This window comes from Tessaracoccus sp. OS52 (genome assembly GCF_020687685.1).
Taxonomy (GTDB): Bacteria; Actinomycetota; Actinomycetes; order Propionibacteriales; family Propionibacteriaceae; genus Arachnia.
Genome location: NZ_JAJEWM010000001.1, coordinates 908116 through 934323, shown reverse-complemented (window position 1 = coordinate 934323; position 26208 = coordinate 908116). Strand labels below are relative to the sequence as shown.

27 protein-coding genes and 1 pseudogene are annotated in these 26208 nt (G+C 69.3%); 17 read left to right on the top strand and 11 right to left on the bottom strand.

What is annotated here, in order from left to right; translation table 11 throughout:
• Positions 1 to 69 precede the first annotated feature (69 nt).
• From LKO27_RS15510 to hemE, 7 genes and pseudogenes are all read right to left on the bottom strand, one after another.
• Complete coding sequence (locus LKO27_RS15510) at positions 70 to 1674, bottom strand: uroporphyrinogen-III synthase (protein WP_227735641.1); 1605 nt, start codon at positions 1672 to 1674, stop codon at positions 70 to 72.
• Between the two features lie 53 nt (positions 1675 to 1727).
• On the bottom strand, positions 1728 to 3026 hold the full coding sequence (hemL, locus tag LKO27_RS04310; protein ID WP_370629982.1) for a glutamate-1-semialdehyde 2,1-aminomutase: 1299 nt from the start codon (positions 3024 to 3026) through the stop codon (positions 1728 to 1730).
• Positions 3023 to 3985, bottom strand: coding sequence for a porphobilinogen synthase (gene hemB, locus LKO27_RS04305; RefSeq protein WP_227735639.1), 963 nt, complete (start codon positions 3983 to 3985; stop codon positions 3023 to 3025). The genes hemL and hemB overlap by 4 nt, the downstream gene beginning before the upstream one ends.
• Positions 3982 to 4659 (bottom strand): uroporphyrinogen-III synthase, encoded by a 678-nt coding sequence (locus tag LKO27_RS04300; protein WP_227737207.1) that lies wholly within the window; start codon positions 4657 to 4659, stop codon positions 3982 to 3984. The genes hemB and LKO27_RS04300 overlap by 4 nt, the downstream gene beginning before the upstream one ends.
• Positions 4660 to 4743: 84 nt before the next feature.
• Positions 4744 to 5652: pseudogene (hemC, locus tag LKO27_RS04295) on the bottom strand (hydroxymethylbilane synthase); the annotation flags it as partial.
• Positions 5649 to 6926 (bottom strand): FAD-dependent oxidoreductase, encoded by a 1278-nt coding sequence (locus LKO27_RS04290; protein ID WP_227735638.1) that lies wholly within the window; start codon positions 6924 to 6926, stop codon positions 5649 to 5651. The gene LKO27_RS04290 and the pseudogene hemC, both read right to left, overlap by 4 nt.
• Positions 6923 to 8008 (bottom strand): uroporphyrinogen decarboxylase, encoded by a 1086-nt coding sequence (hemE, locus tag LKO27_RS04285; protein WP_227735637.1) that lies wholly within the window; start codon positions 8006 to 8008, stop codon positions 6923 to 6925. The genes LKO27_RS04290 and hemE overlap by 4 nt, the downstream gene beginning before the upstream one ends.
• Between hemE and LKO27_RS04280 the strand changes: the two genes are divergently transcribed.
• The 3 genes from LKO27_RS04280 to hemQ are packed head-to-tail and all read left to right on the top strand — an operon-like array spanning position 7995 to position 11058.
• Positions 7995 to 9287: a glutamyl-tRNA reductase gene (locus LKO27_RS04280; protein WP_227735636.1), complete on the top strand. Its 1293-nt coding sequence runs from the start codon at positions 7995 to 7997 to the stop codon at positions 9285 to 9287. The two genes, hemE and LKO27_RS04280, sit on opposite strands and share 14 nt — an antisense overlap.
• Positions 9284 to 10351, top strand: a complete 1068-nt coding sequence (locus tag LKO27_RS04275) for a ferrochelatase (protein WP_227735635.1) — start codon at positions 9284 to 9286, stop codon at positions 10349 to 10351. The genes LKO27_RS04280 and LKO27_RS04275 overlap by 4 nt, the downstream gene beginning before the upstream one ends.
• Positions 10348 to 11058 carry a hydrogen peroxide-dependent heme synthase gene (hemQ, locus tag LKO27_RS04270; protein WP_227735634.1) on the top strand — a complete coding sequence of 237 codons (711 nt, stop codon included), beginning with the start codon at positions 10348 to 10350 and terminating at the stop codon, positions 11056 to 11058. Before LKO27_RS04275 ends, hemQ begins: the two co-directional genes overlap by 4 nt.
• Here the strand turns inward: hemQ and LKO27_RS04265 are convergent, their stop codons facing one another.
• Complete coding sequence (locus LKO27_RS04265; RefSeq protein WP_227735633.1) at positions 11059 to 11538, bottom strand: MarR family winged helix-turn-helix transcriptional regulator; 480 nt, start codon at positions 11536 to 11538, stop codon at positions 11059 to 11061.
• A gap of 86 nt (positions 11539 to 11624) precedes the next feature.
• On the opposite strand from LKO27_RS04265, the gene LKO27_RS04260 reads away from it, so the two are divergent.
• From LKO27_RS04260 to LKO27_RS04230, 7 genes are all read left to right on the top strand, one after another.
• Positions 11625 to 12203 carry an NADPH-dependent F420 reductase gene (locus tag LKO27_RS04260; protein ID WP_227735632.1) on the top strand — a complete coding sequence of 193 codons (579 nt, stop codon included), beginning with the start codon at positions 11625 to 11627 and terminating at the stop codon, positions 12201 to 12203.
• A 222-nt stretch (positions 12204 to 12425) separates the two neighbouring features.
• Positions 12426 to 13601, top strand: a complete 1176-nt coding sequence (locus tag LKO27_RS04255) for an ABC transporter substrate-binding protein (protein ID WP_227737206.1) — start codon at positions 12426 to 12428, stop codon at positions 13599 to 13601.
• A 67-nt stretch (positions 13602 to 13668) separates the two neighbouring features.
• Positions 13669 to 14556 (top strand): branched-chain amino acid ABC transporter permease, encoded by an 888-nt coding sequence (locus LKO27_RS04250; RefSeq protein WP_227735631.1) that lies wholly within the window; start codon positions 13669 to 13671, stop codon positions 14554 to 14556.
• Positions 14557 to 14558: 2 nt separating this feature from the next.
• On the top strand, positions 14559 to 15578 hold the full coding sequence (locus tag LKO27_RS04245) for a branched-chain amino acid ABC transporter permease (RefSeq protein ID WP_227735630.1): 1020 nt from the start codon (positions 14559 to 14561) through the stop codon (positions 15576 to 15578).
• Positions 15578 to 16363 carry an ABC transporter ATP-binding protein gene (locus tag LKO27_RS04240; protein ID WP_227735629.1) on the top strand — a complete coding sequence of 262 codons (786 nt, stop codon included), beginning with the start codon at positions 15578 to 15580 and terminating at the stop codon, positions 16361 to 16363. The genes LKO27_RS04245 and LKO27_RS04240 overlap by 1 nt, the downstream gene beginning before the upstream one ends.
• Entirely contained in the window at positions 16356 to 17054 is a 699-nt protein-coding gene (locus tag LKO27_RS04235) for an ABC transporter ATP-binding protein (RefSeq protein WP_227735628.1), read from the top strand. Before LKO27_RS04240 ends, LKO27_RS04235 begins: the two co-directional genes overlap by 8 nt.
• Position 17055: 1 nt before the next feature.
• On the top strand, positions 17056 to 17715 hold the full coding sequence (locus tag LKO27_RS04230; protein ID WP_227735627.1) for a CBS and ACT domain-containing protein: 660 nt from the start codon (positions 17056 to 17058) through the stop codon (positions 17713 to 17715).
• 60 nt (positions 17716 to 17775) lie between these two features.
• Here LKO27_RS04230 and LKO27_RS04225 read toward each other — a convergent pair whose 3' ends face one another.
• Positions 17776 to 18330, bottom strand: coding sequence for a dihydrofolate reductase family protein (locus tag LKO27_RS04225; RefSeq protein ID WP_227735626.1), 555 nt, complete (start codon positions 18328 to 18330; stop codon positions 17776 to 17778).
• A gap of 58 nt (positions 18331 to 18388) precedes the next feature.
• Here LKO27_RS04225 and LKO27_RS04220 point away from each other — a divergent pair, with 58 nt between their 5' ends.
• Complete coding sequence (locus LKO27_RS04220) at positions 18389 to 18754, top strand: VOC family protein (RefSeq protein ID WP_227735625.1); 366 nt, start codon at positions 18389 to 18391, stop codon at positions 18752 to 18754.
• Between the two features lie 31 nt (positions 18755 to 18785).
• Here LKO27_RS04220 and LKO27_RS04215 read toward each other — a convergent pair whose 3' ends face one another.
• Positions 18786 to 19952, bottom strand: a complete 1167-nt coding sequence (locus LKO27_RS04215; protein WP_227735624.1) for an MFS transporter — start codon at positions 19950 to 19952, stop codon at positions 18786 to 18788.
• Between the two features lie 159 nt (positions 19953 to 20111).
• Between LKO27_RS04215 and LKO27_RS04210 the strand changes: the two genes are divergently transcribed.
• The gene (locus tag LKO27_RS04210; RefSeq protein ID WP_227735623.1) at positions 20112 to 21107 is read left to right on the top strand and encodes a beta-propeller fold lactonase family protein; all 996 of its coding nucleotides are present in this window, start codon (positions 20112 to 20114) and stop codon (positions 21105 to 21107) included.
• Between the two features lie 3 nt (positions 21108 to 21110).
• Here LKO27_RS04210 and LKO27_RS04205 read toward each other — a convergent pair whose 3' ends face one another.
• Positions 21111 to 22700, bottom strand: a complete 1590-nt coding sequence (locus LKO27_RS04205; RefSeq protein ID WP_227735622.1) for a beta-N-acetylhexosaminidase — start codon at positions 22698 to 22700, stop codon at positions 21111 to 21113.
• 172 nt (positions 22701 to 22872) lie between these two features.
• Between LKO27_RS04205 and LKO27_RS04200 the strand changes: the two genes are divergently transcribed.
• From LKO27_RS04200 to LKO27_RS04180, 5 genes are read left to right on the top strand one after another with little or no spacing between them, the layout of a single operon-like run.
• A complete protein-coding gene (locus tag LKO27_RS04200; protein ID WP_227735621.1) occupies positions 22873 to 23343 on the top strand; it encodes a VOC family protein in 471 nt (156 codons plus the stop codon).
• 35 nt (positions 23344 to 23378) lie between these two features.
• Positions 23379 to 23957 carry a sugar O-acetyltransferase gene (locus LKO27_RS04195; RefSeq protein WP_227735620.1) on the top strand — a complete coding sequence of 193 codons (579 nt, stop codon included), beginning with the start codon at positions 23379 to 23381 and terminating at the stop codon, positions 23955 to 23957.
• Positions 23958 to 24009: 52 nt separating this feature from the next.
• Complete coding sequence (locus tag LKO27_RS04190) at positions 24010 to 25767, top strand: FAD-dependent oxidoreductase (RefSeq protein ID WP_227735619.1); 1758 nt, start codon at positions 24010 to 24012, stop codon at positions 25765 to 25767.
• A complete protein-coding gene (locus tag LKO27_RS04185; RefSeq protein WP_227735618.1) occupies positions 25689 to 25964 on the top strand; it encodes a metal-sensitive transcriptional regulator in 276 nt (91 codons plus the stop codon). The genes LKO27_RS04190 and LKO27_RS04185 overlap by 79 nt, the downstream gene beginning before the upstream one ends.
• Positions 25965 to 26006: 42 nt before the next feature.
• Positions 26007 to 26168, top strand: a complete 162-nt coding sequence (locus tag LKO27_RS04180) for a hypothetical protein (RefSeq protein ID WP_227735617.1) — start codon at positions 26007 to 26009, stop codon at positions 26166 to 26168.
• Positions 26169 to 26208: the final 40 nt, after the last annotated feature.

Genomic DNA, 26208 nt, shown 5'->3' with positions numbered 1-26208 from the left:
ACAGACTAGCGCATCGCTGCGCCCGCACCGAAATCGGTGCCCTCTCATGCCCCGGGCAGCCTCCCAAGGTCAGGCGTTGCGCTCCGCGACGAGTTCCCGCAGCTTCGCCAGCACGTCCTGCGGGCGGTAGGAATCCGACGTCTTGGCCACCGGCACGTGTGCCCGTCGCAGCACGGCGGCTGCGGACTCCCCCACCGCGACGACGGGGATGTCGGGGTTCCAGCCGAGCAGTTCGCCCACGGCGAGGGCGTTGGAGCCGGAGGCGATGATCACCGCGTCGTAGAGGCCCTCCCGCCAGGCCTGCGTCACCTCAGCGGGAGCCTCGGGCATGGTCTGCATCGTGTAGACGGGGACCAGGTGTGCGGTGTATCCCTTGGCCTGGAGCCGGGCCAGGAAGCTCGGTGCCAGCAACGCCGACCCCGGGACGAAAACCGTCCCCTCACCATCGGGCCAGATCTCCAGCAGCGCGTTCACACCCGCCGCCTTCTGCGGCACCAGGTCGACGTCGTACCCCATGGCCTCAAGCGCATCGGCCGTGCCTGATCCGACGGCTGCGACCTTCGCACCTTCGGGCAGAGTCCAGCCGAGTTCACGGATGGAGGCGACGGCGCGCGTTGAGGTGAAGGCGATCCAGTCGGCGTCCTCGAGCGTGGTGCTGACGTTGAGCAACTCACGGGTCTGCAGCGGCACGGCGTCGACCTGCAGCCCGGCCGACCGCAGTCCCACTGACATGCGGCCCTCCTCGCGGGCGACGAGCACGCGCATCTCCGTGACGTCGGAGATCCTGCGCGGTTCGTCGGGCACCGGCTCGGGAGCCGGATCGCGGCCGATGTCTTCTGCACCCCGAAGCCGAAGGGCCTGCGCCAGGCGCTTGCCAGTGCGGATGGCGTGGAACTCCGAGGTGGGCATCCCCATGGTGAGCGAGATGATCTTCGAGCCGTCGTGGGGGTACACGTCGGCGCGCAGCGACATCACGCCCTCCCTGGTGGCGCGCGCTCCCAGGGAGGCGGCCTCGGACAGGTTCAGCGACTCCTTGACCGCGCGCTCGGCGGCGACGCAGATCCGGGTGTCCGGATGGTCGAACTCGGACAGGATGGCGATCATCTCCGAGTCGTCCTGCCTGCACTCGTAGCCGAGGGCGCCCTGACCAGGTGCGGGTGGGTTCTCCCAGAACTCGGTGATCTCCTCGGTGCGGTCCAGGAACGCCACGTCAGCGGCGCCGCAGACCACGCCGTCGAGCTCGCCGGCGGCCACCCTGTCCAGGCACCCCGCCAGGTCGGGCTTCAGGTCCACGACCCCCATCCCGGGGCGCAGGCGCTTCAGCTTCGCCCTGCGCAGGGGGGTGGCGGTGGCGATGGTGGCGCTGTCACCCAGCGCCGAGAGGGTCATCTGGTTGCGCCCCACGAAGACGTCGCGAAGGTCCCCCCGTTCCGGCACGGCCGCGAGCACCACACCCGACACCTTCCCGTCGGGAACGCGGTTCATCCGGTGGATGACGACGTCGAAGTCGTCGCGCAGCAGCCCGAGCCGCAGTTGTCCGATGCTCTCGAAGTCCCCGACGTTGGGGAGCTTGATGATTTCGGTCTCGTGGCCGCGTTCCTGCAACTCGGCCACGAGCGCTTCGGCGCGCAGCATGGCAAGCGTGGAATCCTTGGTACCTAGCCTGATCTTCACACTCGCCACCCTACCGACCGGCGCCGCAGTGAGGGCAACTGGGGTGGACGCGCCTACCCCGCTGCGGCCCTTGCCGCTGCGGGCAGCGCCCCGACGATGCGGTCGAGCACGGCGTCGTCGTGCGCCGCCGAGAGGAACCACGCCTCGAAGGCCGACGGCGGCAGCGCCACCCCCTGCTCCAGCATGGCGCCGAAGAACCGACCGAACGCGGCGGTGTCCTGGGTCTGGGCATCGGCGTAGTTGCGGACCGGGTCCTCGCGGAAGAACACCGAGAACAGGCTGCCCGCGTGCTGCACGACGTGCGGCACCCCGGCGGCCGCGAGCTCCGCGGTTACCGCGTCCTGCAGCAGGGCGGCAGCCCGGTCCACGTGGGCGTACACCGAGGAGTCCGCGAGCCGCAGCGTGGCGATTCCGGCGGCTGTCGCCAACGGGTTCCCCGAGAGGGTGCCCGCCTGGTACACCGGCCCCAGCGGGGCGAGCAGCCTCATGATCTCGGCCCTGCCCGCGACGGCGGCCAGCGGCATGCCGCCGCCCACGACCTTCCCGAAGGCGAACAGGTCCGGCGTCCAGGACGGTGCGTCGACGCCCGCCTCCAGCCCCCACCAGCCCGCCGCCCCGACCCGGAAGCCGGTGAGGACCTCGTCGAGGATCATGAGGGCGCCGTGTTCGGCGGTGAGGCGGCGAATCTCGGCGTTGAAGCCGTCCTCGGGTGGGACGACGCCCATGTTCGCCGGCGCCGCCTCCGTGATGACGGCCGCCACCCGGTCGCCGAGTTCGGCGAAAGCCCCCCGCAGGGCGTCTGCGTCGTTGTACTCGAGCACGACGGTGTCGGCCGTCGCCGCGGCGGTCACGCCCGCCGAACCGGGCAGGCCCTGGGTTGCCACGCCGGAGCCCGCAGCGGCGAGCAGCGCGTCGCTGTGGCCGTGGTAGCAGCCGGAGAACTTGATGATGACGTCCCGGCCGGTGGCCCCTCGCGCCAGCCGGACGGCGGTCATGGTGGCCTCGGTCCCGGTGGAGACGAACCGGACGAGTTCGGCCGCCGGAACCCGCTCCCGCACCAGTTCCGCGAGCTCCACCTCCGCGTTCGTCGGCGCCCCGAACGACAGTCCTCGGGCGGCCGCGTCCTGCACGGCGGCAACCACCTGCGGGTGGGCGTGCCCGAGCAGTGCAGGCCCCCAGGAGCACACCAGGTCCACGTACTCGCGCCCGTCCTCCCCAGACAGGTACGGACCAGCGGCGGACTTGACGAACACGGGAGCGCCGCCGACGGCGCGGAAGGCCCGCACCGGGGACGAGACCCCGCCGGGGATGACGCGGGTGGCCCTCTCCATGAGTCGTTCGTTGGTGCTCAATTCAGCCATTCGGCGATCTCCTCTGCCCAGTAGGTCAACACGACGTCCGCGCCTGCCCGCACGATCCCGGTCACGGATTCCAGCACCGCCGCGCGACGGTCGATCCAGCCGCGCTCGGCCGCGGCCTCGATCATCGAGTACTCACCCGACACCTGGTAGGCGGCCACCGGCACGTCGGCGACGGCGGCGACGTCGGCGAGCACGTCAAGGTAGTGGCTGGCCGGCTTCACCATGACCATGTCGGCACCCTCGGCCAGGTCCAGCAGCGCCTCACGGAGCCCCTCGCGACGGTTGGCAGGGTCCTGCTGGTAGGTCCGCCGGTCCCCCTGCAGCGACGACGAGACGGCCTCCCGGAACGGCCCGTAGAAGGCGGAGGCGTACTTGGCGGAGTAGGCCAGGATCGAGACGTCGGTGAAACCCTCGCCATCGAGCGCGGACCGGATCCCGGCCACCTGGGCGTCCATCATCCCCGACGGCGCGACGACGTGCGCACCGGCCCGGGCCTGCGCGACGGCCATCCGCTGGTAGGCCTCGACGGTGGCGTCGTTGTCCACCCGACCGCGCGCATCCAGGAGCCCGCAGTGACCGTGGCTGGTGAACTCATCCAGGCAGGTGTCGGCCATCACTACGACGGCGTCGCCCACCCGCGAACGCACCCGCTCCAGGGCGCGCTGGAGGATGCCGTCGGGAGCGATTCCGGCGGACCCGGTCTCGTCCTTCTGGTGCTCCTCCGGGACCCCGAAGAGCATGATCCCGCCGAGCCCCGCCTCGGCCACGCGGGCGGCGACGCCGTCGATCTCCGAGAGGGAGTGGCGCGAGACCCCGGGCATCGAGGAGATCGGCGCGCCGGAATCCCCCACGAACACCGGCAGCACGAGTTGCTGGGGGCTGATGCGGGTCTCCCGGACCAGGGCCCGCATGGCGGGGGTGGTGCGAAGCCTGCGCGGTCGCTGGGTCATCGGCTCTCCTCCTGTGACGACTTCTGCTCGGGCAGCAGCCTGCGCAATGCTGCCACGACCCCCTCGGCGTCCTGGGTATCGGCGACGGCGGCCGAGACCCCCAGCCGGTCCAGCACGGCGGCGCTGGGGCGGCCCAGTGCTACCACCCGCACCGCCTCCGGCCAGCCGAGGGAGGCAGCGATGCTCTCTGCCACCGAGCCTGAGGTGACCACGACCGCGTCGATGGCGCCCCGCGACCAGGCGTCCGCCAGGGCTCCGGAGGGCGGCACGGGCTCGGTGGTGTAGATGGGCAGCGCCCGGGCGTCCCAGCCCCTTTCGCGCAGACCATCGACCAGGACTGGCCGGGAGCGCGCCGAGCCGGGTACCAGCACGCTGCCGGAGCCCTCGGGCCAGGCCGCCAGCAGGTCCTCGGCGCTGGAGCGGGGGCCGGGCTGCAGGTCCACACGGTAACCCGCCTCCTCCAGCGCTGCTGCCGTGGCCGGACCGACCGCCGCGATGCGCGCGGTCCCGGGGATGGTCCAGCCGAGTTCGGCCAGGACCGCCACAGTCGTGGCCGAGGTGATCGCCACCCAGTCGGCCGCCGGCAGCTCATCGCCCGCAGGGAGGACCACCGGTTGCTGCACCGGCTCACACCAGACCCGGGCCCCAGCCCGCTGGAGTCCCTCGGAGAGCACTCCGGCCCGCCGCGGCACGAGCACCGTGAGTCCTTCCAGTGGCCCGGCTCCCCAGAGACTGGAGTCGTCGTGGAACTCCGCGAGCCGCGACGCGCGGGTCTCGTCCAGCTTTGTCACCGACGCCGCGCCGTCGGCGATCAGGAGACCTGCCAACCGACGTCCGGCCGACAGCGCATCCCCAGGGCCGAACCGGACCTCAGCGGCGGTGGCGGCGACGCCGTCGGCCGCGAACACGCCGGCGCGGAGGAGGAGTTCGTCCCCGGAGCCTGCCGCCAGGGCACCGATGGGTGCCGCACAACCCCCGCCGAGCTCAGCCAGGACGGCTCGTTCGGCGTCGGCGGCGGCGCGGGCCGCCGGGTCCTCCAGGGCGCCGACGGCAGCGCGAGTGGCCTCGTCGTCGGCGCGGCACTCGACGGCGAGGGCGCCCTGCCCTGGCGCGGGCAGGATCTGCAGGTACTCGGTGACCGCACCCGCCAGGCCGAGGCGGCTCAGTCCCGCGGCCGCCAGCACCACTGCGTCGAGGTCTCCGGGAGCGACGCGCCCGAGCCGGGTGCCGACGTTGCCGCGGATGTCCACGAACTCGCAGTCGGGCCGCAACGCCCGCAGTTGTGCGACGCGGCGTGGGGATCCGGTCCCGATCCTGGCTCCGGGCGGCAGTTCCATGAGCGTCAGACCGTCACGTGCGCACAACGCGTCCCGCGGGTCCTCGCGGCCTGGAACGGCGGCCACCACCAGGCCCGGTACTCCCGCGACTGGCAGGTCCTTGTAGGAGTGGACAGCAAGGTCGCACTCGCCCTCCAGAAGTGCGCTGCGCAGTTCGGCAGCGAAGACCCCCAGCCCGGCCAGCGCGGTCAGGGAAGCGCGCTCGCGGTCGCCGCGGGTGCGGATGACCACCAGTTCCACGTCGTGGCCTGCCGCGCGCAGCGCCTCCGCGACGGTCGTGGACTGCGTGACGGCGAGTTCGGAACCCCTGGTGCCGAGACGCAGCCTCATGCCGTCGCATCCTTGGCCGACTGCACGACGGCGGCGAGGCCGTTGCCGGCCACCCACGCTCCCGCGATCGTGAGGCCCGGGAACCTGGCGAGCGCCTCCTGGAGCGACGCCCGCTCAGCGGCCGGCAGCACCCGCGGCATCTCGGTCCAGGTGGCCTCGTAGGAGTCGACGACGTCGTCAGCGCCGAGTTCGACTCCGAGGATCAGCGACGCGTCGGCCAGGACCTGCTGGAGTTCCGGCTCCCGGTCCGGCGGGAGCGCCACCCGCATGATCTCGACGCCATCACGCCGCGCCCAGGGCCACTTCGCCGAGTAGTGCGTCAGGGAGCGGGCCACCATGCCTGGTGGCCGCTCGCCAAGGAGTGCGCCCGAGCCCACCGGCTGCGCCGCCAGGCCGGGATGTGACAGGGCGAACAACAGGTTGCGGGTGACCACGGTGCGCGGCGGGTTGAAGTGCACGCCCTGTGGGCGCAGCAGCCTCGAGGCGACGCGCGCGGGCACGGCCAGCACCACCCGTTCGGCCTCGAGTTCACCACCGGGGACGTCGAGGACCCAGCCGCTCGAACGGCGGCGCATCGCTGCCACTCGCGACTCGGTGAGCGTGGTGACGCCGCTGGCCCGGAGCGAGGTGAGCAGTGCGGGCACGAGCCGGTGCATACCTCCGACCGGCTGCTCCACGGGGGCCCCGGATCCCACGCGTTCGGCAACGGCCCGGGTCAGTGAGCCGAGCCTGCGAGTGTCCTCGGCCAGCCCAGGAGCGAACTGCTCGGCCGGCATGACGTCGGGCGCGAGCCCGTTGACGCCCTTGGTGAGCGGCGCGACGAGCCGTTCCAGCACCGCCTCACCCAGCCGCGCGCGGACGAGGTCGGCAAGCGTGTGCCCCAGGTCGCCGACGGGCTCGGTGAGGTCGAGGCGCGCCCGGTCCAGTTCCGCGGGCGTCAGGGCGGCCAGGGCGTCGTCATCGAGACTGGCCGGGATGCCCAGGAAACCATGGGCCAGCGGCAGCGCACCCCGCTCCGGCCACCACACATGACTGCGCCCGACCGGAGCGGCGACGCTGAGGCCCAGTTCGGCGCACAGGTCACGGACCAGAGGCGTCCGCGTGGCGTAGGCCTCGGCCCCGGCGTCGACGAGGAGACCCGCGAGGGGTACCCCGTGCACCATGCCACCGAAGCGTTCAGTGGACTCGACAAGGGTGACCTCCCGGCCCTGCAGGGCAAGTTCCCGGGCCGCCACGAGGCCAGCCACACCACCCCCGACGACTACCGCGCTCACAGCTCGTGCACCAGTCCGACGAGTTCGGTCAGGACGCCGGGGTCGGTGGTCGGCGGGACGCCGTGGCCGAGGTTCACGATGTGGGCGGGTGCCTTGCGGCCCCGCTCGACCACGTCCCGGACGTGCCGCTCCAGCGGTCCCCAGCCGGCGGCCAGCATCGCGGGGTCGATATTGCCCTGGAGGGGCAGTCCGGGGAGGATCCCGGCGGCGTCGTCGAGCGGCGTCCGGTAGTCGATGCCCATGGCCTCGACTCCACAGGCAGCCATGTCGGGCAACAGGTGGCGCGTGCCGGTTCCGAAGTGGATGCGGGGCACCCTGCCGGCGACCGCCGCGAGGGCGGTGCGGGAGTGGGGCGCGACGTGCTCGGCGTAGTCGTCGCGACGCAGCGAGCCGGCCCACGAGTCGAACAACTGCACCACCCGCGCACCTGCGTCGACCTGCACCTCGAGGAAGGACGCGGACAACTCGGCGCACCAGCCCAGCAGCCGGTGCCAGGCGGCGGGGTCTGCGTGCATGAGGGCGCGGGCGGCCAGGTGGTCCCGACTGCCTCGCCCCTCGACCAGGTAGGCGGCCAGTGTGAAGGGGGCGCCGGCGAAACCGATCAGAGGCACCTGCTCCCCCAGTTCGGCCACCACCATCCTCACGGCACTGGTGATCGCTTCGGCATCGCCGAGCCCTCGGTCCACCAGCCGGTCCACGTCCGCCGCTGAGCGGACGGGGTCGGCCACCACGGGGCCGATGCCGGGCTGGATGTCGACGTCGACGCCCGCCAGGACCAGCGGCACCATGATGTCGGAGAAGAAGATCGCGGCGTCGACGCCGTGGCGACGCACCGGCTGGAGGGTGATCTCGGCCGCCAGCTCCGGCATCAGGCAGGCCTGCAGGATGGTGTTGCCCTCCCGCACCTCCCGATACTCGGGCAGGGAACGGCCCGCCTGGCGCATGAACCACACGGGAAGCCGATCGGGTCGCTGTCCTGACAATGCCTGCAACAGGGTGCTCTGGTGGGAGTTGGTCACACAGGCGATTCTGCCCCATCGGCAAACTGGTGGTTCAATGGGCGCCACTGTGAACTTAGCCATCCTCTCCGTCCAGCACCGCCACCACGGACTCGTGGAGGTGGAACGGATCGTGGACAGCGCCGAGGAGATCGCAGCCCGGCTGCGTGCCGTCCCCGGCGTCGAGTCGGTCCTGCCCCTGACCACCTGCAACCGGGTGGAGTTCGTCGTCGACGCCCCTGGACGCTCCACCGCGGAGCTCGTCGAGTCGCTCGCACCCGAACTGGACCTGCCGCCATCCTGGGACCGCTACGACGACGACGAGGCCATCGGCCACCTGTTCCGGGTGTGCGCCGGGCTGGACTCCATGGTGGTGGGTGAGCGTGAGATCGCGGGCCAGGTCCGCCGGGCCCTCGCCGAGGCACAGGACGCCGAACTCGCCTCCCCGCACCTCAGCCTCGCCGTCGAGGAGGCCCTGCGCTCGTCGCGGCGCGTCGCCCGCGAGACGACGCTCGCCGAAGCCGGGCGCTCGGTCGTCTCCGTGGCCCTTGACCTCGCGAACGTGGCGGACTGGCCCTCGGCCCGCGTGCTGCTTGTCGGTACGGGCGCCTTCGCCGGTGCGAGCGTCGCGGCACTGAGAACCCGCGGCGCCCACGCCATCCGAGTGCATTCGGCCAGCGGCCGGGGCGACGACTTCGCCACCAGCCACCACCTCGCCGTCGCCGGCGACCTGGCCCAGGCCCTGCGGGAGGTGGACCTCGTGGTCGCGTGCCGGGGAACCGGGGTGCCCGCAATCACCGCGGCCGACGTGGATCCCGGCGCACAGCTGACCATCCTGGACCTGGCGCTCCACAGCGACGTCGCACCAAGCGTCGCCGCCCTTCCCGGCGTCGACGTGATCAGCCTCGCCACACTCCAGGAGGCGCTCTCGGCACGCTGGGACCCCGACACCTCCAAGGCTGAGCAGATCGTGGCTGAAGGCTGCGAGGCCCTGCGCACCAAGCTGCAGACCAGGGTGCTGGATCCCGCCGTCGTGAGTCTCCGGGAGGCCGTCCTGGAACTCGTCGACGACGAAGTGGCCCGGCTCCCGCAGGGTAGGCCCCTCGACCATGCCGACGCGGCCCACGCGCTGCGTCGGCTCGCCACCCGGCTGCTGCACGTGCCCTCCTCGCGCGCGAAGCTGGCTGCGGCGTCGGGGCGGACCACCGAGTACCTGTCCGCGATGGCTGAGCTTTACGGGATCGGCGGTTCGGACGAGGCGCTCGACGAGGGTTCCTGCCCGGCTACGGGCCTGACCGTGGAAGACCTGGACACCGGCTCGGAACAGAGCCCGGGAGAACCGAGACAAGGCAAGGTTGGATGAACCACTCGCTGCACCCCTACACCGCGGTTCTGGTGGCCTCCTACGGAGGCCCCGACAAGCCCGACGACGTCCTGCCCTTCATGCGCAACGCGACCGCCGGCCGCGGGATCCCCGACGAACGGCTCCTGGAGGTCTCGGAGCACTACATGCTCTTCGGCGGGAAGTCGCCCATCAACGAGCGCAACGCCGAACTGCTGGAGGCGCTGCGCGCGGAACTGGCCTTCCGGAACATCGACGTCCCCGTCGTGATCGGTAACCGCAACTGGCATCCGTTCCATTCGGAGACCGTCCCCGCCCTGGTGGCCGAGGGCCACACCCGCGTCCTGGGACTGGCCACCTCCGCCTACAGCAGTTACTCCAGCTGTCGGCAGTACGCCGAGGACCTGCAGCGGGCCACCGAAGGGGTCGACGGAGCCATCAGGATCGACAAGATCGCCCCCTTCGCCGAGTCCGAGGGGTTCGTGACCGCCAACGCCGACGCCGTGGTGGCGGCCCTGACGAAGCTGCGCGAACAGCCGATCGACGGTGCCGTCCGCGTGCTGTTCGTGACCCACTCGATCCCCACTGCCATGAACGCGGCCTCCGGCGACGGCTCGCCGGCCTGCACCACCTACGACCAGCAGCACCTCCGGGTGGCCGAGCGCGTGGCCGCGCGGGTCGAGCAACTGACGGGCGAGCAGATCGCCTGGGAGCTGACGTTCTGCTCCCGCTCCGGCTCACCCCACACCCCCTGGCTGGAACCCGACGTCAACGACCGACTGGCCCAACTGCAGGCCGAGGGAGTCGGCGGTGTCGTCGCCTCCCCCATCGGTTTCATCACCGACCACATGGAGGTGGTCTACGACCTCGACACCGAGGCCGTGGCCACCGCCACCGAGCTCGAACTCCCGTTCGTGCGCGCCGCCACCGTGGGCACGCACCCCGCGTTCGTGCGGATGCTCGTCGACAAGCTCGAGGCACGGGCGGAACTGGCGCGCTCCGGCGCGGCGGAACTGACGCTCGCCGACTACCTCGCCAGGCCCTGCTGCCTGCTGCGCCCCGCCGAAGTGAAGGAGCACGCATGAGTCACCCGTCCCGCGACCACCGAGACGCGACCGACGCCGATCTCGAGGCCATCAACTCCCAGACGCTGTATGCGATGTACTCGGTCTTCCTCACGGCCGACCCGCTGCCCGAGGGCCTGGATTTCCAGGCCGTCCAGTCGGGTCTCGAGGCCGCCGATGTGGAGGTGAGGGGCTTCTACGATGTCGGCGGCTTCCGCGCTGACGCGGACCTGCTGGTCTGGACCACGGCCGACAGCGCGGAGAAGCTCCAGGCGGCCTACCACGCGCTGCGGGCCAGCGATCTCGGGGCCCATCTGGAACCGGTGTGGTCCGTGGTGGCCGTCCACCGTCCAGCCGAGTTCAACCGCTCCCACGTGCCTGCCTGCTTCGCGGGCTTCGCGCCCAGGCCCTGGGTGTGCGTCTACCCGTTCGTGCGCAGCTTCGAGTGGTACAGCCTCCCGGAGGCCGACCGCTCCCGGATGCTGCGCGAGCACGGCATGGCCGGGCGGGAGTACCCGGACGTCATCGCCTCCACGCTCTCCAGCTTCGCACTCGGCGACTACGAGTGGATCCTGGCGTTCGAGGCGGACGAACTCCACCGCCTCACCGACGTCATGCGCCACCAGCGCAGCGTGGAGGCACGGCTGCATGTGCGCGAGGAGACCCCCTTCTTCACCGGGCCCCGTGTGGAACTGGCCGAGTGGGCGGCGCGTCAGCCCAAGGGCTGATCACCTCTCTGCAGGGCGCATCAGCCCTTCGGGATCGATGCGATCCAGGATCTGGTCGGCGATCTGGTGCAGCTGCTGCACCTGCTGCGGTGTCAGCGCGTCGATGACGTTCTCACGCACATTGGTGACGTGCCCGGGAGCTGACTCCACAACCTTGTCCCAACCAGCCTCGGTGAGTTGCGCGTTCGTCGCCCGCCGGTCCCCCGGACATGGGAACCGTCGCACCAGACCCCGGTCCTCAAGGCGGCTGACGACGTGGGACAGTCGCGACAGCGTCGCGTTCACCCTGCCCGCCAGGGCGGTCATGCGCAGGGTGCGCTCCGGCGCCTCGGAGAGCATGGCCAAGCTGAAGTACTCGAAGTGCGTCAGGTCTGCGTCCCGCCGCAGTTGGGTGTCCAGAACCCCGGGTAGTAGTTCCACCAGCGCGGCCAACCGCACCCACGCCGCGCGCTCGTCATTGTCCAGCCATTTCGTACTCATGGACCAATCCTAGCAAAACACTTGACACTTCAACTTATCGTGCTAGAGTTTTACTTGAAGGATCAACCAACAACGGAAGGCAAGACATGGCACACGTCTCAATCATCGGCAAGGGCAACATGGGCTCGGCTATCGCCGGCATCGTCACCAAGGGCGGCAACACCGTCGAGCTGTTCGACAGCAACGACACCAACAAGACCGTCACGGGCGACGTCGTGGTCCTCGCGGTGCCCTACCCGGCTGTCGACCAGATCCTGGCCGAGCGCGCCGGGCAGTTCGACGGCAAGATCGTCGTCGACATCACCAACCCCCTCAACTTCGAGACCTTCGACTCCCTCGTGGTTCCGGCCGACGGCTCCGCGGCCGCCGAGATCGCCGCGAAGCTCCCCCAGTCCAAGGTGCTGAAGGCCTTCAACACCAACTTCGCCGGCACGCTGGCCTCCGGCTCCGTCGGTGGTCAGGTTCCCACCACCGTGCTGGTCGCCGGGGATGACGCCGACGCCAAGAACACCCTCGTCGGCATCGTGTCCGCCGGTGGCCTGAAGGCCGTCGACGCCGGCTCCCTGAAGCGGGCACGTGAGCTGGAGGCCGTCGGCTTCCTGCAGCTCACCCTCGCCGCCACCGAGAAGGTCGCCTGGACCTCCGGTTTCGGAGTCATCGCCTGATCCGTCCTCCCGAGGACCTCACGGATCCCCCGCCCTTCCCGGCGGGGGATCCGCTGTTTCCGCCCCGGAGCGCATGGAAGATCACGATTGCGCAACATCGCCAGCGATTCGGGTCAACATCCGGTCACGCAAGTGCGCCGACGGGCCAAAGGTGCTTAGGTTACTCACCATGAAGGCGATCAGCGCGTGCGATCGCGGAAACAATCTTTAGGAGTGATCTACATGCAGCTCTCGCGTCGTGCGCTTTTGGGAACGACCGCGGCGGTGGCCGTCGCGGGGACCCTGACCGCCTGCTCCGCCTCACCGCAGGGCAACAACGGCTCCGACGGGGACACCATCAAGCTCGGGGTCAACTACGAGCTCTCCGGCGACGTGGCCACCTACGGTCAGGCATCCGTGGCGGGCATCAAGATGGCCATCGACGAGGTCAACGAAGCCGGCGGCATCGACGGCAAGCAGATCGAGCTCGTCGAGGTGGACAACAAGTCCGAGGCTGCGGAGGCCACCACCCTGGCCACCCGCCTGATGTCCTCCGACGGCGTCCTCGCCTGCATGGGTCCGGCCACCTCAGGCAACTTCAAGGCCACCATCCCGGTCGCCCAGGACAACCAGGTGCCAGTCGTCTCCGGCTCCGCGACGGCCGACGACGTCACCGTCGATGCCGACGGCGTCAAGGAGTACGCGTTCCGCATCTGCTTCAACGACTCCTTCCAGGGCACGATCATGGCCAAGTTCGCGGCCGAGAACCTCGGCGCCGGAACAGCGGTGATCGTGCAGGACAACAGCTCCGACTACGCCACCGGCCTTGCTGCGGCGTTCCAGTCCGAGTTCGAGAACCTGGGCGGCTCCATCGCAGGGACGGAGGGCTTCACGGCGGGCGACACCGACTTCAACTCCATCCTCACCCGCCTGCGCGGCCAGGACTTCGACCTCGTCTACCTGCCGGGCTACTACTCCGAGGCCGGCCTCATCATCAAGCAGGCGCGCGAACTCGGCATCGACGCCCCGATCCTGGGCGCGGACGGCTTCGACTCCCCCACGCTCCTCGAACTGGCCGGCCCCGAAGCGCTGAACGACGTCTACTTCACCAACCACTACAGCCCGATCGACGAGGACCCGAAGGTGGCCGAGTTCATCGCCGCCTTCAAGGACGCCAACGGCGAGGAGCCCAACGCCTTCCACGCACTCGGCTACGACCTCGGCAAGTTCGTCGCCGACGCTGTCGGCCGCGCCTCCGAGCTCACCGGTGAGGCCGTCAAGAACGCCATGGCCGAGACCAAGGGATTCGTCGGCGTCACCGGCACCTTCGACATGGACGAGAACCACAACCCCGTCAAGTCGATCGTGGTGATCGGACTGGCCGACGGCGCCCAGGACACCAGCGAGAAGGTCGGCTGAGTCGGAACTTGAGTGATCGCAGGTGGGCCGCACACACCACGGCCCGCCGCCGATCCGAGGGAGGTGAATGGTGACGGAATTCCTGCAGCAGGCGATGAACGCCCTGTCGCTGGGCAGCATCTATGCGCTGATCGCGCTCGGTTACACGATGGTCTACGGGATCATCAAGCTGATCAACTTCGCCCACGGCGAGGTCTACATGATCGGCGCCTTCGTCGGGTACGCCACGATGTCGGTGCTCCGGCTGGGTGTTGTCGAGGCACTGCTGCTCGCCATGATCGTGTGCACGGTCCTCGGGGTGCTCATCGAGCGGATCGCCTACCGGCCGTTGCGCAACTCCACCCGGCTCGCCTCCCTCATCACCGCCATCGGCGTTTCACTCCTCCTGCAGTACACGATGATGTACTTCGTCGGCGCTGACCCGCGGGCCTATCCGGCGATGCCGGACTACATGAACGTCTCGTTCAACTTTGGCGGGGTCATCGTCAAGAGCCAGCAGTTAGTCATCATCGGCATCTCGGTGCTGTTGATGGTGCTGCTGCAGTTCATCGTCAAGACCACAAAAATGGGCAAGGCGATGCGGGCGGTTTCCCAGGACCCGGAGGCCGCCCAGCTGATGGGAATCAGCGTGGACCGCACCATCTCGTTCACCTTCGCCCTGGGTTCGGCGCTGGCCGGGGCCGCCGGGGTGCTGGTGGGCGTCTACTACAACTCCATCAACCCCTTCATGGGGATCATGCCGGGCCTCAAGGCCTTCGTCGCCGCCGTCTTCGGAGGCATCGGAATCATCCCCGGCGCCCTGATCGGCGCCTACGTGATCGGCGGGGCGGAGACCCTGGTGTCCTCCGTCGGCTACTCGCTGCTGCGTGACGGGGTGGTCTTCGCCATCCTGATCGCCATCCTCATCGTCAAGCCGACCGGGCTGCTGGGCAAGAACGTGCGGGAGAAGGTGTGAGCATGGCCACCGTCAAGAACGTCCTGCGCTGGGTGGTCCCGCTCGCCGTCGCCTACGGCCTGGTGCTGCTGCTCATCTCCGTCGGGGTCATCAACAACTACCTGTTCGCCACGATGATGACCATCTGCATCAACATCATCCTCGCGGCCTCGCTCAACCTCGTCGTCGGGTTCACCGGCCAACTCGCACTGGGGCACGCCGGATTCATGGCCATCGGCGCCTACACCTGCGCGATCATCACCATGCGCGTCGACGGTGTGGGCGGCTTCCTGCTGGGTGTGCTCGCCGGGGCTGTGCTCGCGGCCATCGTCGGGGCCCTCGTGGGGCTGCCGACGCTGCGGTTGCGCGGCGACTACCTGGCAATCGCGACGCTGGGCATGGCCGAGATCATCCGGGTGGTCATCCTCAACCTGGACATCACCAACGGCGCCGCCGGCCTCTCGGGCGTCCCCAGGTACGTGGACTGGAACTGGATGTTCGGGTTCCTCGCCATCACCCTCATCTTCCTGTGGAACTACATCCGCAGCTCCCACGGTCGCCGTGCGATCGCGGTGCGCGAGGACGAGATCGCGGCGGAGGCGATCGGCATCAACACCACGCGGGTGAAGGTACAGACCTTCACCATTGCCGCGTTCTTCGCGGGCGTCGGCGGCGCGCTCTACGCCTCCTACTTCTACGTCCTGCAGCCGGACCAGTTCGGGTTCCTCAAGTCCATCGACATCCTGGTGATCGTTGTCCTGGGGGGTCTGGGTTCCATCACGGGCACCATCATCGCGGCGATCCTGCTGGCGGTGCTCTCGACGGCGTTGGCCTCGGTGTCCGACATCCGCATGATCATCTACGCCCTCATCCTGGTCCTCATCATGATCTTCCGCCCGGGCGGTCTCATGGGTTCACGCGAGTTGAGCCTGAGGATCTTCGGGAAGGCCTTCGGCGGCGGGCGGAACCAGACCGCAGCCGCCGCCCCGGTCATCACCAAGGACCCCGACGATGCTCTTCCGACCGACGAGGGGGTCCGGTGATGAGTCTGCTCAAAGTGTCGGAACTGACGCGAAACTTCGGCGGCCTCACCGCCGTGTCAAGGGCGAACCTCCACGTGGACGAGGGTGAACTGGTGGGCCTAATCGGCCCGAACGGGGCTGGCAAGACCACCCTGTTCAACGTCCTGACCGGCGTGTACCCGCCGTCCTCGGGCACGGTCGAACTCAACATCGACGGCACGACCATCTCAATCGGCGGCAAGCGGCCCAACGTCATCTGCCGCGCCGGGGTGGGACGCACCTTCCAGAACATCCGCCTGTTCAAGGACCTGAGCGTGCTGGACAACGTGCGCATCGCGATGCAGCAGAACGTGCCCTACGGCCTGTTCTCCGCTTTCACCCACGCCGGCCGCTTCGGCTCCAGCGAGCGTGAGATCGAGGCCGAGAGCATGGAACTGCTGGAGGTGATGGGGTTGGCGTCGAAGTCCGGCGAGCTGTCGCGGAACCTGTCCTACGGAGACCAGCGGCACCTGGAGATCGCGCGCGCCCTCGCCGTGAAGCCGAAGCTGTTGCTGCTCGACGAGCCAGCAGCCGGCATGAACCCCAACGAGACCCGCGACCTCACGTCGCTGATCTCCCAGCTGCGCAAGGACTTCGGCCTGACCGTGCTGCTCATCGAGCACGACATGAGTCTGGTGATGCGGATCTGCGAGCGGATCTACGTCCTCGACCACGGCGTCATCATCAGCGACGGCTCGCCGGAGCACGTGCGCAACGACCCCAAGGTCATCGAGGCCTATCTCGGCGAGGAGGCACCCAATGCTTGAGGTCAGGGACCTCCACGTCCACTTCGGGGTCATCCACGCCATCAAGGGCATCTCGTTCACGGTGGACGAGGGCGAGATCGTCACGCTGATCGGTGCCAACGGTGCGGGCAAGACCACAACCCTACGGTCGGTCTCGGGGTTGAAGCGGCCGACGTCGGGTTCCATCACGCTCGAAGGCGACGACATCACCGGCCTGTCGCCGCAGAACCGGGTCTCGCGGGGCCTGTCCCAGGTGCCTGAAGGGCGACGCGTGTTCCCGGAGATGAGCGTGCTGGAGAATCTCCAGCTCGGCGCGTTCCAGCGCAAGGACGTCGCATCCGCCGACTACGACGAGGTCTACGACCGCTTCCCGATCCTCGCGGAGCGTCGCAAGCAACTGGCCGGCACCCTTTCCGGAGGCGAGCAGCAGATGCTGGCCATGGGGCGTGCCCTGATGGCCAAACCCAAGGTGCTGTTGCTGGACGAGCCATCGATGGGTCTGGCGCCACTGCTGGTGCAGGAGATCTTCGACATCATCGCCCGCATCAACGCTGCGGGCACGACGGTGCTGCTGGTGGAGCAGAACGCCAACATCGCCCTGCAGATCGCCGACCGGGCCTACGTCCTGGAGACCGGCTCGGTAGTCTTGTCGGGCGAGGCGAGGGCCCTCGCACAGACCGACGAGGTCAAGCGCGCCTACCTGGGAGGGTGACATGTTCGTCAAGCAGAGGATGACCACCAACCCCTTCACGGTGACCCCCGGGACGAGCCTGCCAGAGGCCCAGGAGACGATGGCCAGGCACAACGTGCGGCACCTGCCAGTGGTCGACGACGGTCGTGTCGTCGGCGTCATCTCCAACAACGACATCGCGGCGGCGCTGCCGTCCAAGGCAACCACCCTCAGCGCCCAGGAGGCCACCTACCTGGTGTCGCGACTGACGGTCGCCAAGGTGATGTCGAAGCCGGCCCTGACCATCGGCCTCGGAGCCCTCCTGGAGGAGGCCGCCGTGCTGATGCGGGACCGCAAGATCGAGATGTTGCCCGTCGTCGAGAACGGCGAGCTGATCGGCGTCATCACGGAGAGCGACCTGCTGGACGCCTTCATCGACGTCCTGGGCTTCCGAGACCACGGCACCCGCCTCACCATCGAGGCCCGCGACGAGCCGGGCGTGCTGTCGCAACTGACGGGGATCATGGCAAGGCACCACGCCAACATCGAACACCTCGCGGTGCACCGGGGCAGCCTCGAGACCAGCGTCGTCGTCGTCGGCGTGAACACCCTCAACACCCAGCAGATCGAGGACGACCTGGCAGCCGCCGGCATGCGGGTGGTCGGCCGGCTGAGCAACGAGCACGACCAGGCGCGCGCATAGGCGCGGCTCAGGCCAGGGCGTGCCTGACCCAGACGTTGGGCTCGACGTAGACGGCGGTGGTCAGGCCTTGAGCTCGTAGATCAGGCGAGCGAACTGACCGTGCGCCGTCGCCGAGACCAACCGGAGCCGGTCGGACTCCAGTCGCCGAGGCAGGAGCGGTGCGCCGCCGGTGAGGGCCACCGGCGCAACAGAGAGGGCGATCTCGTCCAGCAGACCTGCGTCGATGAACTGGCCGGCGAGGTCCCCGCCACCGACCACCCAGATGTTGCCCTCACCCGCCGCCTCGCGGATGGCGGGCATCGCGTCGGCCACAGGTCCGGAGACGAACCGGACGTCGGCCCCGTCCGGAACCGGCAGGTCACGGCTGGTGAACACGAACGCCGGCCGCTCGCCGTGGAAGTTCTGCCACCGCTCGGGATGGGCAAGGATGTCATCGTGCGCAAGCACCCATTCGTAGGTGGTGGACCCCTCCACCAGCACGGTGACGCCCTCAGGAAACAGGCCCTCGTCCGGCTGCTCGCCGCCCTCCACCGAGAACAGCCAGTCCAGCGAGTTGGACTCATCGGCGATCCAGCCGTTTATGGTGGTCGCGGTGTCGAATATCACTCTGCTCATGCACGAACGCTACCTTCCGGGGATTCACACGTTCAGATCCGCGTGCGACACTCACTTAATGAAGATCCGCATGCAGGTCGTCGTCTTCGATGCCGCAGACATCGCCGCCGAGAGCGCCTTCTGGGCCGGGGTGCTGGGCGGGGAGGTTGCCGCCGAGGACGACTGGCACATGATCCTCGTGGAGGGGGAGCCGGCTGCGGCGGTCCAGCTTGCCCCGGACCACGTATCGCCCAACTGGCCCAATGGCCATCCTCAGCAGATCCACCTGGATCTCTGGGTGGATGACATCGACGAGGCCCACGAAGAAGTCCTGACCCTCGGCGCGACGCTCCTCCAGGGCCCGCAGGGCGGCGACGGTCCCGATGACTACCAGGTCTACGCGGACCCGGCGGGGCACCCGTTCTGCCTGTGCTGGAACCGATGAGGGCGGCTCACGAGCGGTTGCCAAGGGCGGCTCACGAGCGGTTGCCCAGCGATGCTCGTCGGTGCGGGGAGTTCTCCGGGTAGCGCCGAAGCACCAGGGTCAATGCCGCAGCCACGAGGCAGAGGACCATGACGGGCAGGAGCGCCCGCCGCAGGCCGCCGAGTTCGCCGAGCAGACCCAGCACCGGTGGCCCCGCCAGGAAGGCGATGTAGCCGATGGTCGCCACGAACGAGACCCGCCTGGCGGAGTCGGGCCCAGACTGCCCGGCCGCCGAGACGGCCACGGGGAATCCCAACGCGGCACCCAGGCCCCATGCCACCACAGCCGCGGCTGCGACCACCTGGTTGTCCACGAGGATCACGAGCGCCAGTCCGAGCGCCCCGGCGAGGGAACTGACGAGCAACACGTTGCGCTGCCCCAGCCGCGCCACCAAGGGGCCTCCGAACAGGCGGCCCACCGTCATGCAGGCCGCGAAGATCGCGTAGCTCAGGGATCCGATGGCCGGGTCGAAGCCATGACCGTCGACCATGACCAACGGCAGCCAGTCATTGGCCGACCCCTCCGCGAGGGCCAGAGCCAGCATGACGGCACCGATCAGGAGCAGGGGCGCCTCCTTGAACAGCGTCCGTTCACGCCCTGCGCCGGCAGGTCGGGGAAGGGCCACACCCACGCCTGGCGGGATGTGCCTGACGGCCGCAGGGACGAGCACGAACGCCAGCACGGCCACGCAGGCCAGGTGCACCGGCACCGGGACCCGGTAATGGGTGAAGGCGATGCCCAGCGAGGCCCCGGTCGTGGCCCCGAGGGAGAAGAAGGCGTGCAGTTTGGGGAGGAACGGCCTGGCCCCGATCATCTCGACCTCGGCGCCCTCGACGTTCAGCGCGACTTCACCACCGCCCATCGCCAGGCCGCTCAGTCCGAGTCCGAAGGCGAGCAGCCACGGCGATGCGAGACCGGCACCGGCGGCGATCACCGGGACGCTGAGGGCGGTCGGCGTTGCGGCGACCGCGATGACCTTGCGGGTGCCGAAGCGCATGGTCAACCGGCCGGAGGCGAGGATGCCCGCCATCGATCCCACCGACAGGCCCATGAGCACCAGCCCCATCTGCGCCGGTGAGGCGCCTAGGGCGTCGCGGATGTCAGGGGTCCTGCTGACCCAGCTCGCCAGCACGATGCCCGGCAGGAAGAGCAGTGCCATCAGCGCGCGACTACGGGCAACGAGTTCACGAGACTCGGCGGAGTGCATCGGCTCACCCTAGGGCCCTCGGATGAAACAGGGCGAATCCCGCTCCCCTCCTGTGCATCCCGTCCGAAACCGGTCCAGACTGTAGGCACGGGTACCAACGTTGGGAGAATCATGTCGCGCAGGACCCTGCTGGTGGGAAACAACACCGACGCCTCGGGCGAGGGCGGCCTCCAGGTCTTCGGACTCGATGACGCCGACGTGGTCCCCGGTCCCGTACTCGAATTGCCCTCGCCAACCTATCTGGTGCTGCACCCGCAGCGTGACCTGGTCTGCGCAATCTCGTCGGGGCCTCGCAGCCTCGTCCACTCCCTGCAGGTGGACCGGACCGCCTTCCCCGCCCAGCTCGAACTCGTCTCGAGCGCTCCCGTCGAACGGGCGGGGGCCTGCCACCTCGCCGTCTCCCCCGACGGTGGGCACGTCCTGGTCGCCTCCTACGACGCGGGAGCGCTCACCAGCTTCGCGATCGACGAGCGCGGCGGGCTCTCGCGCCTGCTGGACGTGATCGACTTCGACGGCTCCGGGCCCCACCCGGACAGGCAGGAGGCGGCGCACGCGCACCAGGTGGTGTTCGACGGCGACGTCGCCCTGGTGACCGACCTTGGCGCCGACCGGGTCCACCGCGTCCGGCTCGGAGCCGATGGCACCCTTGTCGAGCTGGAGCCGATAGTCCTGCCGGCAGGCATGGGACCGAGGCACCTGGTGCTCCGGGAGGACCGCCTGGTGGTGGTGGGCGAGCTCAACGGCAGGCTCTGGGTCGGAGACCGCCAAGGCGAGACGTTCACCGAGGCCGTCTCCGTCAGAGCCTCCGTCAACGACGAGACGTATCCCGCTGCCCTGCGGCTCCGCGACGACCTGCTCCTCGTTTCGCTGCGCGGTTGCGACACCGTCGCCGAGTTCCTCCTCACCGGGGACCAGCCCGAGTGGCTTCGGGAGTTCCCGGTGGGCGCCTGGCCCAGGGACTTCGTCGTGGACGGGGACTCCTTGTGGGTGGCGCATGAGCACGGCGCGACGGTGGGTCGCTACGACCTCAGGGCTGAGGCACCCGAGGCGCAGGACGTCCTGGCCTCCGTCTCTCCGGCGTCCTTGCTGCTGCTGCCCGCGCGGTGACGCTCAGTCGCGTCGGCCATGGCCCTCTGGGCGGCTGTGTCTTCCGCTGCCGCCCCTCTGCCATGGGCGGGGACCATCCAGTGGGCGATAGTTGACCCCGGCCGCATCCAGCCGTCCCAGGTGGGCGCGCAGGCGTGGCTCGAGCTCGGCGGGGTCCGTCGGGCCACACCAGGCTGCCTCAGCCAGCACGGCAGCGCGCGGGAACGCCATGTATTCCACCCCCGTCGGCGTCGGTATGAACTCCGTCCAGAGTTGGCCCTGGATTCCCAGCAGGTTGTGCAGGTGCTCCTCCGCAACGCCGTCAGCCGGGTCGAAGCTCGCGACCTCCTCCCACCGCGCCGTCACGGGCTGCGCGAAGGGCTCGTCCGGAGAGTCCGACTGGTAGTAGTCGAAGTAGTACGGCTGGTTCGCCGACATCACCACTTGGTGACCGGCGGCCAGCGCACGACGGCCGGGCTCGCCACCACGCCAGGACATGACGACCGCACCCGGCATCGCGCCGCGGTCGATGATCTCGTCCCAGCCGACGGTGACGCGGTCGCGCTGCGCCAGCCAGTCGCGCAGGTGCTCGGTGAACCAGGGCTGCAGTCCGTCCACGCCGTCGAGGCCACGCTCGGCAGCGAGCCGGGCCGCGTCGTCGCTCCGGCGCCACTGGGCAGTGGGGCACTCGTCGCCCCCGACGTGGATCCAAGGAGAGTCGAACACGTCCAGCAGTTCGGTCAGAACGGCCTCGACCATCTCGAGGGTCCGCTCGCCGAGGTGGAGCACCTCCTCGAAGATCCCGGGCCCCGTCGGAACCGCCAGCCCTTCGGAGTCCTCGCCGAACTCCGGGTAGGCGGCCAGCAGGGCTCTGGTGTGGCCGGGGACGTCGATCTCCGGGACGATGGTGACGCCGCGCCCACGGGCGTAGGAGTTCAGCGCCCGCAGCTGGTCCTGCGTGTAGAAGCCACCGTGTGGGGTGCCATCCCCGTCGCCCGCCGGCAGGAACCGGGTCTCCGCACGGTGGCCGCCGACCTCGGTCAGCCCGGGGTACTGCTTGACCTCGAACCGCCAGCCCTGGTCGTCGTTGAGGTGGAGGTGGAAGCGGTTGAGCTTGTGCAGCCACAGCAGGTCCACGAACCGGTAGAGGAACGGCAACGGCATGAAGTGGCGGGCGACGTCCAGGTGCATTCCGCGCCAGCCGAACCTCGGCTCGTCGACTATCCGCACGAACGGAAGGGAGAGCCGTGCGCCGGGCAGCGGAGCGGGCGCGTACACCCAGGCGGGCATGAGCTGGAGCAGCGTCGCCAGTCCGGCCACGAGGCCCTCGTCGTCGGCAGCCCGAAGGACCACGCCGACGGGGGTGGTCTCCAGCGAGTAGCTCGAGGGCGTGTCGCCACCACGGGTGAGCGTGAGGAAACCGGTGTCTCCGTCCCCCCGCACGAGGCGAATCCCGGTTCCGCCTTCCAGGAGGGAGGCGGCTGTCGCGATCCACTCCTGCGGGCCGACAACCTCAACTACGGCCGGAACCTCGAGCGCCCCGTCGGAGGTGATCTGCGCGGACCTGGGTCGAGGGACGAGTCCAATGGCGGACGAGGGAAATGCGGTTGGCACGCTGTCTGGCACCGGTGGTCAACTCCTGCGTTGGATGGTGACGAACCGGCGGGCCAAGGACACTGGCCACCGGACTGGCACCTGACAACCTACAACACCGGTCTGGCAGACGTCGCGGCCCCGGCGACGTATCCTGCTGGGACTGCCCATCATCGAGAAGCGGGAGCGCGACGTGAGTGATGTTCCAGTGATCGACAAGCTTCGCCGCTCTGGCGCCGAAGCCATCGAAGCGGGGGCCGTGGCAGGGGGGAGCCCCATCCCATTGGCCACCGACGGCGTGGTGTTCCGCCAGATGTTCGAGTACGCGGTCTCCGACTTCGAGGCGGAGGTGGGCTTCTACGCGGAGGTGTTCGGGTTGGACACCGTCGCGCTGACGGCCGGGTACGCGCTCTTCGAGCATCCCGGCGAGGGGTTCTGCCTCAGCTTCCGCAGGCTCCCGGACAGCCCACCGCCCGCGACCGTCGGGCTCAAGCTCCTGCTGATGACCACGGACCTGGACGCCGCCGAGCGGCACCTCGAGGAGACCGAACTCGTGTCGGAGCGCGAGACCCGGGAGGGCAGCGCCAGCCAGCGCGTGATCCACTTCGAGTCGCCCGGCGGGGTGGCCGTGGAGATCTGGGAGCACGCTGCCACGCGCTCCTGACAACGTGGGAAGCCTCGCGGGCCTAGGGTTGAGCCATGCACCAATACTTCGAAGGGGATCCCCGCACGCACCGGGAGCGGATGCTGGCAGGCGACCTGTACCTCGCCGAGGACCCAGAACTGGCAGAACGCCACGACCGAGCCATGCGGCTGCAGGCGGAGTACAACCGGGCTTTCCCTGCAGGAGACGCAAGGGCGGCGGAACTGCTGGCCGAACTCATACCGGACCGGGCTGACGGGGTCGTCATCACCGCCCCTGTCTTCGTCGACTACGGGGACCAGATCTCCATCGGTGCGAGAACCTACGTCAACTACAACCTGACCGCCCTCGACGTTGCGCGGATCACGATAGGGGCGGACTGCCTGATCGGTCCAGGGGTCCAGTTGCTTACCCCCACTCATCCGCTTGACCCGCAGACTCGGCGGGACAAGCTGGAGGCGGCACGGCCCATCACCTTGGGCGACAACGTCTGGCTCGGTGGGGGCGTGATCGTTTGTCCGGGCGTGACCATCGGAGACAACTCGGTCATCGGGGCGGGCTCCGTGGTGACCAAGGACGTGCCGCCCAACGTGGTCGCCGTCGGAAACCCGGCGCGCGTCATCCGGGAGTTGTGACGCCTGGTCGCTCGATTTTGCGCTGATATACCCCCTGGGGTATCTTTGGGTCATGCCTCAGACCAAGACCGAGCCGAACGACCCGAAGCGGATCGTCGTCGTCGGCGGGGTCGCCGGCGGCATGAGTTTCGCCGCCCGCGCCCGTCGCCTCGACGAAGAAGCCGACATCATCATCCTCGAGAGGGGCCAGCATGTCTCATTCGCGAACTGCGGGCTCCCCTACTTCGTGGGTGGCGAGATCACCAACCCCGGGTCATTGCTCGTGCAGACCCCGGAGTCGCTGCGGGCCGCACTCAACCTTGACGTCCGTACCGGGCACGACGTCGTCGCGATCGACGTGGAGCGTCGGGTCGTAACCGCCCGCACCGCCGATGGCGATCAGACCTTCCCCTATGACGCCCTGGTCCTCGCCCCCGGCGCCAAGGCGGCTCGCCCGCCGATCGACGGGCTGGACTCGCCGCGGGTGCGGACCCTCCGGACCGTCGACGACGCGCTTGGCCTGCGTGACCGCGTGGAGACGGGGGCGCGCCGCGCCGTCGTGCTGGGTGCCGGATTCATAGGGTTGGAGGCAGCGGAGGCGCTCGCCGGCCAGGGGCTGGCGGTCGACGTCGTCGAGATGGCCGCCCACGTCCTGCCTCCCCTCGACGAGGAGATCGCCGAGCACGTGACTGCCGAGCTGGAGCGGATCGGCATCACCGTCCGGGCAGGCGTTTCCGCCGAGACCATCGAGCACGGGACCGAGGAGGACATCGTCACGCTTTCAGACGGCTCCAGGCTGCCCGCCGACGTCGTGGTGCTCTCCGTCGGCGTCCGTCCCGACACCGAGCCGTTCGAGGCGGCGGGCATCACCTGCGAGCGGGGCGCCATCATCACCGACGAACACGGCCGCACCTCCGCCGAAGGCGTCTGGGCAGTCGGGGACGCCGTCACCTCCACCGACCCGATCACCGGCGTGCGCCGCCCCGTGGCCCTCGCCGGGCCGGCGAACCGCGCCGGCCGCCTCGTGGCCGACGACATCCTGCGGCCCGCGAGCGCCCGACCCATCCCCGCTCCCCTCGGCACCGCCATCGTGCGCGTGGGAGAACTGACCGCAGCGATGACCGGAGCCTCCAGGAACGCGCTGGAGTCCGCAGGCATGCCGCACCGCACCATCCACCTGCACCCCAACCAGCACGCCGGGTACTTCCCCGGCGCCACCCAGGTCCACCTGATGGTGCACTTCGCGCCCGACGGAAGGCTCTTGGGGGCACAGGCGGTGGGTCGGGATGGCGTTGACAAGCGCATTGACGTGCTGGCGACGGCGATCCGCGCCGGCCTGGACGTCACCGACCTGATCGACCTGGACCTGTCCTACTCCCCGCCGTACGGCCAGGCGAAGGATCCCGTCAACCTCGCCGGCATGGTGGGCGCCAACGTCCTCGACGGGACGTTGCGCCTTTGGTACCGGGAGGACGTGGAACAGGTGCTGGCGACGTCTCTGGTACTCGACGTACGCAGTGCTGCCGAGTACGCCACCGGGCACCTGCCACACTCGGTCAACATCCCCCACACCGAGTTGCGGCAACGCCTCGACGAGGTCCGCGGCGCAGCCGCCGGACGTCCGGTGCGGGTGTTGTGCGCCTCGGGCGTACGTTCAGCCATCGCACACCGGGTCCTCACCCAGGCGGGCTTCGACTCCGCATCCCTCTCCGGAGGCATGCTCACCTACAACCTCAACCGGAAGGAAGACCAATGGCCAGCCAAGACACAGACGCCCAGCGCCGCATCCTCAACCGACTCCGCCGCGCTCGTGGGCAGCTCGACGGCGTAATTCGCGCCGTGGAGGAGGGCGGGTCGTGCCGGGACGTCGTCACCCAGCTCGCGGCTGTCTCCAGCGCACTCGACAAGGCCGGATTCGCCGTTGTCGCCTCGGCGATGAAGGACTGCGTCTCCGAGCCTGACGGCACCCACCCCACCGAGGGGATCACAACCGAGGAGCTCGAGAAGCTGTTCCTCACCCTCGCCTGAACCGCAACAAACAAACCCGAACAACGAAAAGGAAGACGAAACATGTGTTCTGCAGTCACCTGCAAGAAGTGCGGAAAGACCACCTGGGCCGGCTGTGGCCAGCACGTCGACAGCGTCATGCGCGGCGTCCCGAAGTCCCAGCGCTGCGAGGGACACCAGAATGAGCCCTCCACCAGCTTCTTCGGCAAGCTCATGGGGCGCTGACCACACTCCCCCGCCAGAACCCCGGTTCCGTACGGAGCCG

Coding starts and splice junctions, on each gene's coding strand:
- LKO27_RS04220 (WP_227735625.1), top strand. CDS start 18,389: ATGAAGATCCGCATGCAGGTCGTCGTCTTCGATGCCGCAGACATCGCC.
- LKO27_RS04180 (WP_227735617.1), top strand. CDS start 26,007: ATGTGTTCTGCAGTCACCTGCAAGAAGTGCGGAAAGACCACCTGGGCC.
- LKO27_RS04215 (WP_227735624.1), bottom strand. CDS start 19,952: ATGGCACTGCTCTTCCTGCCGGGCATCGTGCTGGCGAGCTGGGTCAGC.
- LKO27_RS04250 (WP_227735631.1), top strand. CDS start 13,669: ATGGTGACGGAATTCCTGCAGCAGGCGATGAACGCCCTGTCGCTGGGC.
- LKO27_RS04230 (WP_227735627.1), top strand. CDS start 17,056: ATGTTCGTCAAGCAGAGGATGACCACCAACCCCTTCACGGTGACCCCC.
- LKO27_RS04185 (WP_227735618.1), top strand. CDS start 25,689: ATGGCCAGCCAAGACACAGACGCCCAGCGCCGCATCCTCAACCGACTC.
- LKO27_RS04260 (WP_227735632.1), top strand. CDS start 11,625: ATGGCACACGTCTCAATCATCGGCAAGGGCAACATGGGCTCGGCTATC.
- hemE (WP_227735637.1), bottom strand. CDS start 8,008: ATGGCTAAGTTCACAGTGGCGCCCATTGAACCACCAGTTTGCCGATGG.
- LKO27_RS04265 (WP_227735633.1), bottom strand. CDS start 11,538: ATGAGTACGAAATGGCTGGACAATGACGAGCGCGCGGCGTGGGTGCGG.
- LKO27_RS04190 (WP_227735619.1), top strand. CDS start 24,010: ATGCCTCAGACCAAGACCGAGCCGAACGACCCGAAGCGGATCGTCGTC.
- LKO27_RS04235 (WP_227735628.1), top strand. CDS start 16,356: ATGCTTGAGGTCAGGGACCTCCACGTCCACTTCGGGGTCATCCACGCC.
- LKO27_RS04195 (WP_227735620.1), top strand. CDS start 23,379: ATGCACCAATACTTCGAAGGGGATCCCCGCACGCACCGGGAGCGGATG.
- hemQ (WP_227735634.1), top strand. CDS start 10,348: ATGAGTCACCCGTCCCGCGACCACCGAGACGCGACCGACGCCGATCTC.
- LKO27_RS04275 (WP_227735635.1), top strand. CDS start 9,284: ATGAACCACTCGCTGCACCCCTACACCGCGGTTCTGGTGGCCTCCTAC.
- LKO27_RS04225 (WP_227735626.1), bottom strand. CDS start 18,330: ATGAGCAGAGTGATATTCGACACCGCGACCACCATAAACGGCTGGATC.
- LKO27_RS04255 (WP_227737206.1), top strand. CDS start 12,426: ATGCAGCTCTCGCGTCGTGCGCTTTTGGGAACGACCGCGGCGGTGGCC.
- LKO27_RS04245 (WP_227735630.1), top strand. CDS start 14,559: ATGGCCACCGTCAAGAACGTCCTGCGCTGGGTGGTCCCGCTCGCCGTC.
- LKO27_RS04210 (WP_227735623.1), top strand. CDS start 20,112: ATGTCGCGCAGGACCCTGCTGGTGGGAAACAACACCGACGCCTCGGGC.
- LKO27_RS04240 (WP_227735629.1), top strand. CDS start 15,578: ATGAGTCTGCTCAAAGTGTCGGAACTGACGCGAAACTTCGGCGGCCTC.
- hemB (WP_227735639.1), bottom strand. CDS start 3,985: ATGACCCAGCGACCGCGCAGGCTTCGCACCACCCCCGCCATGCGGGCC.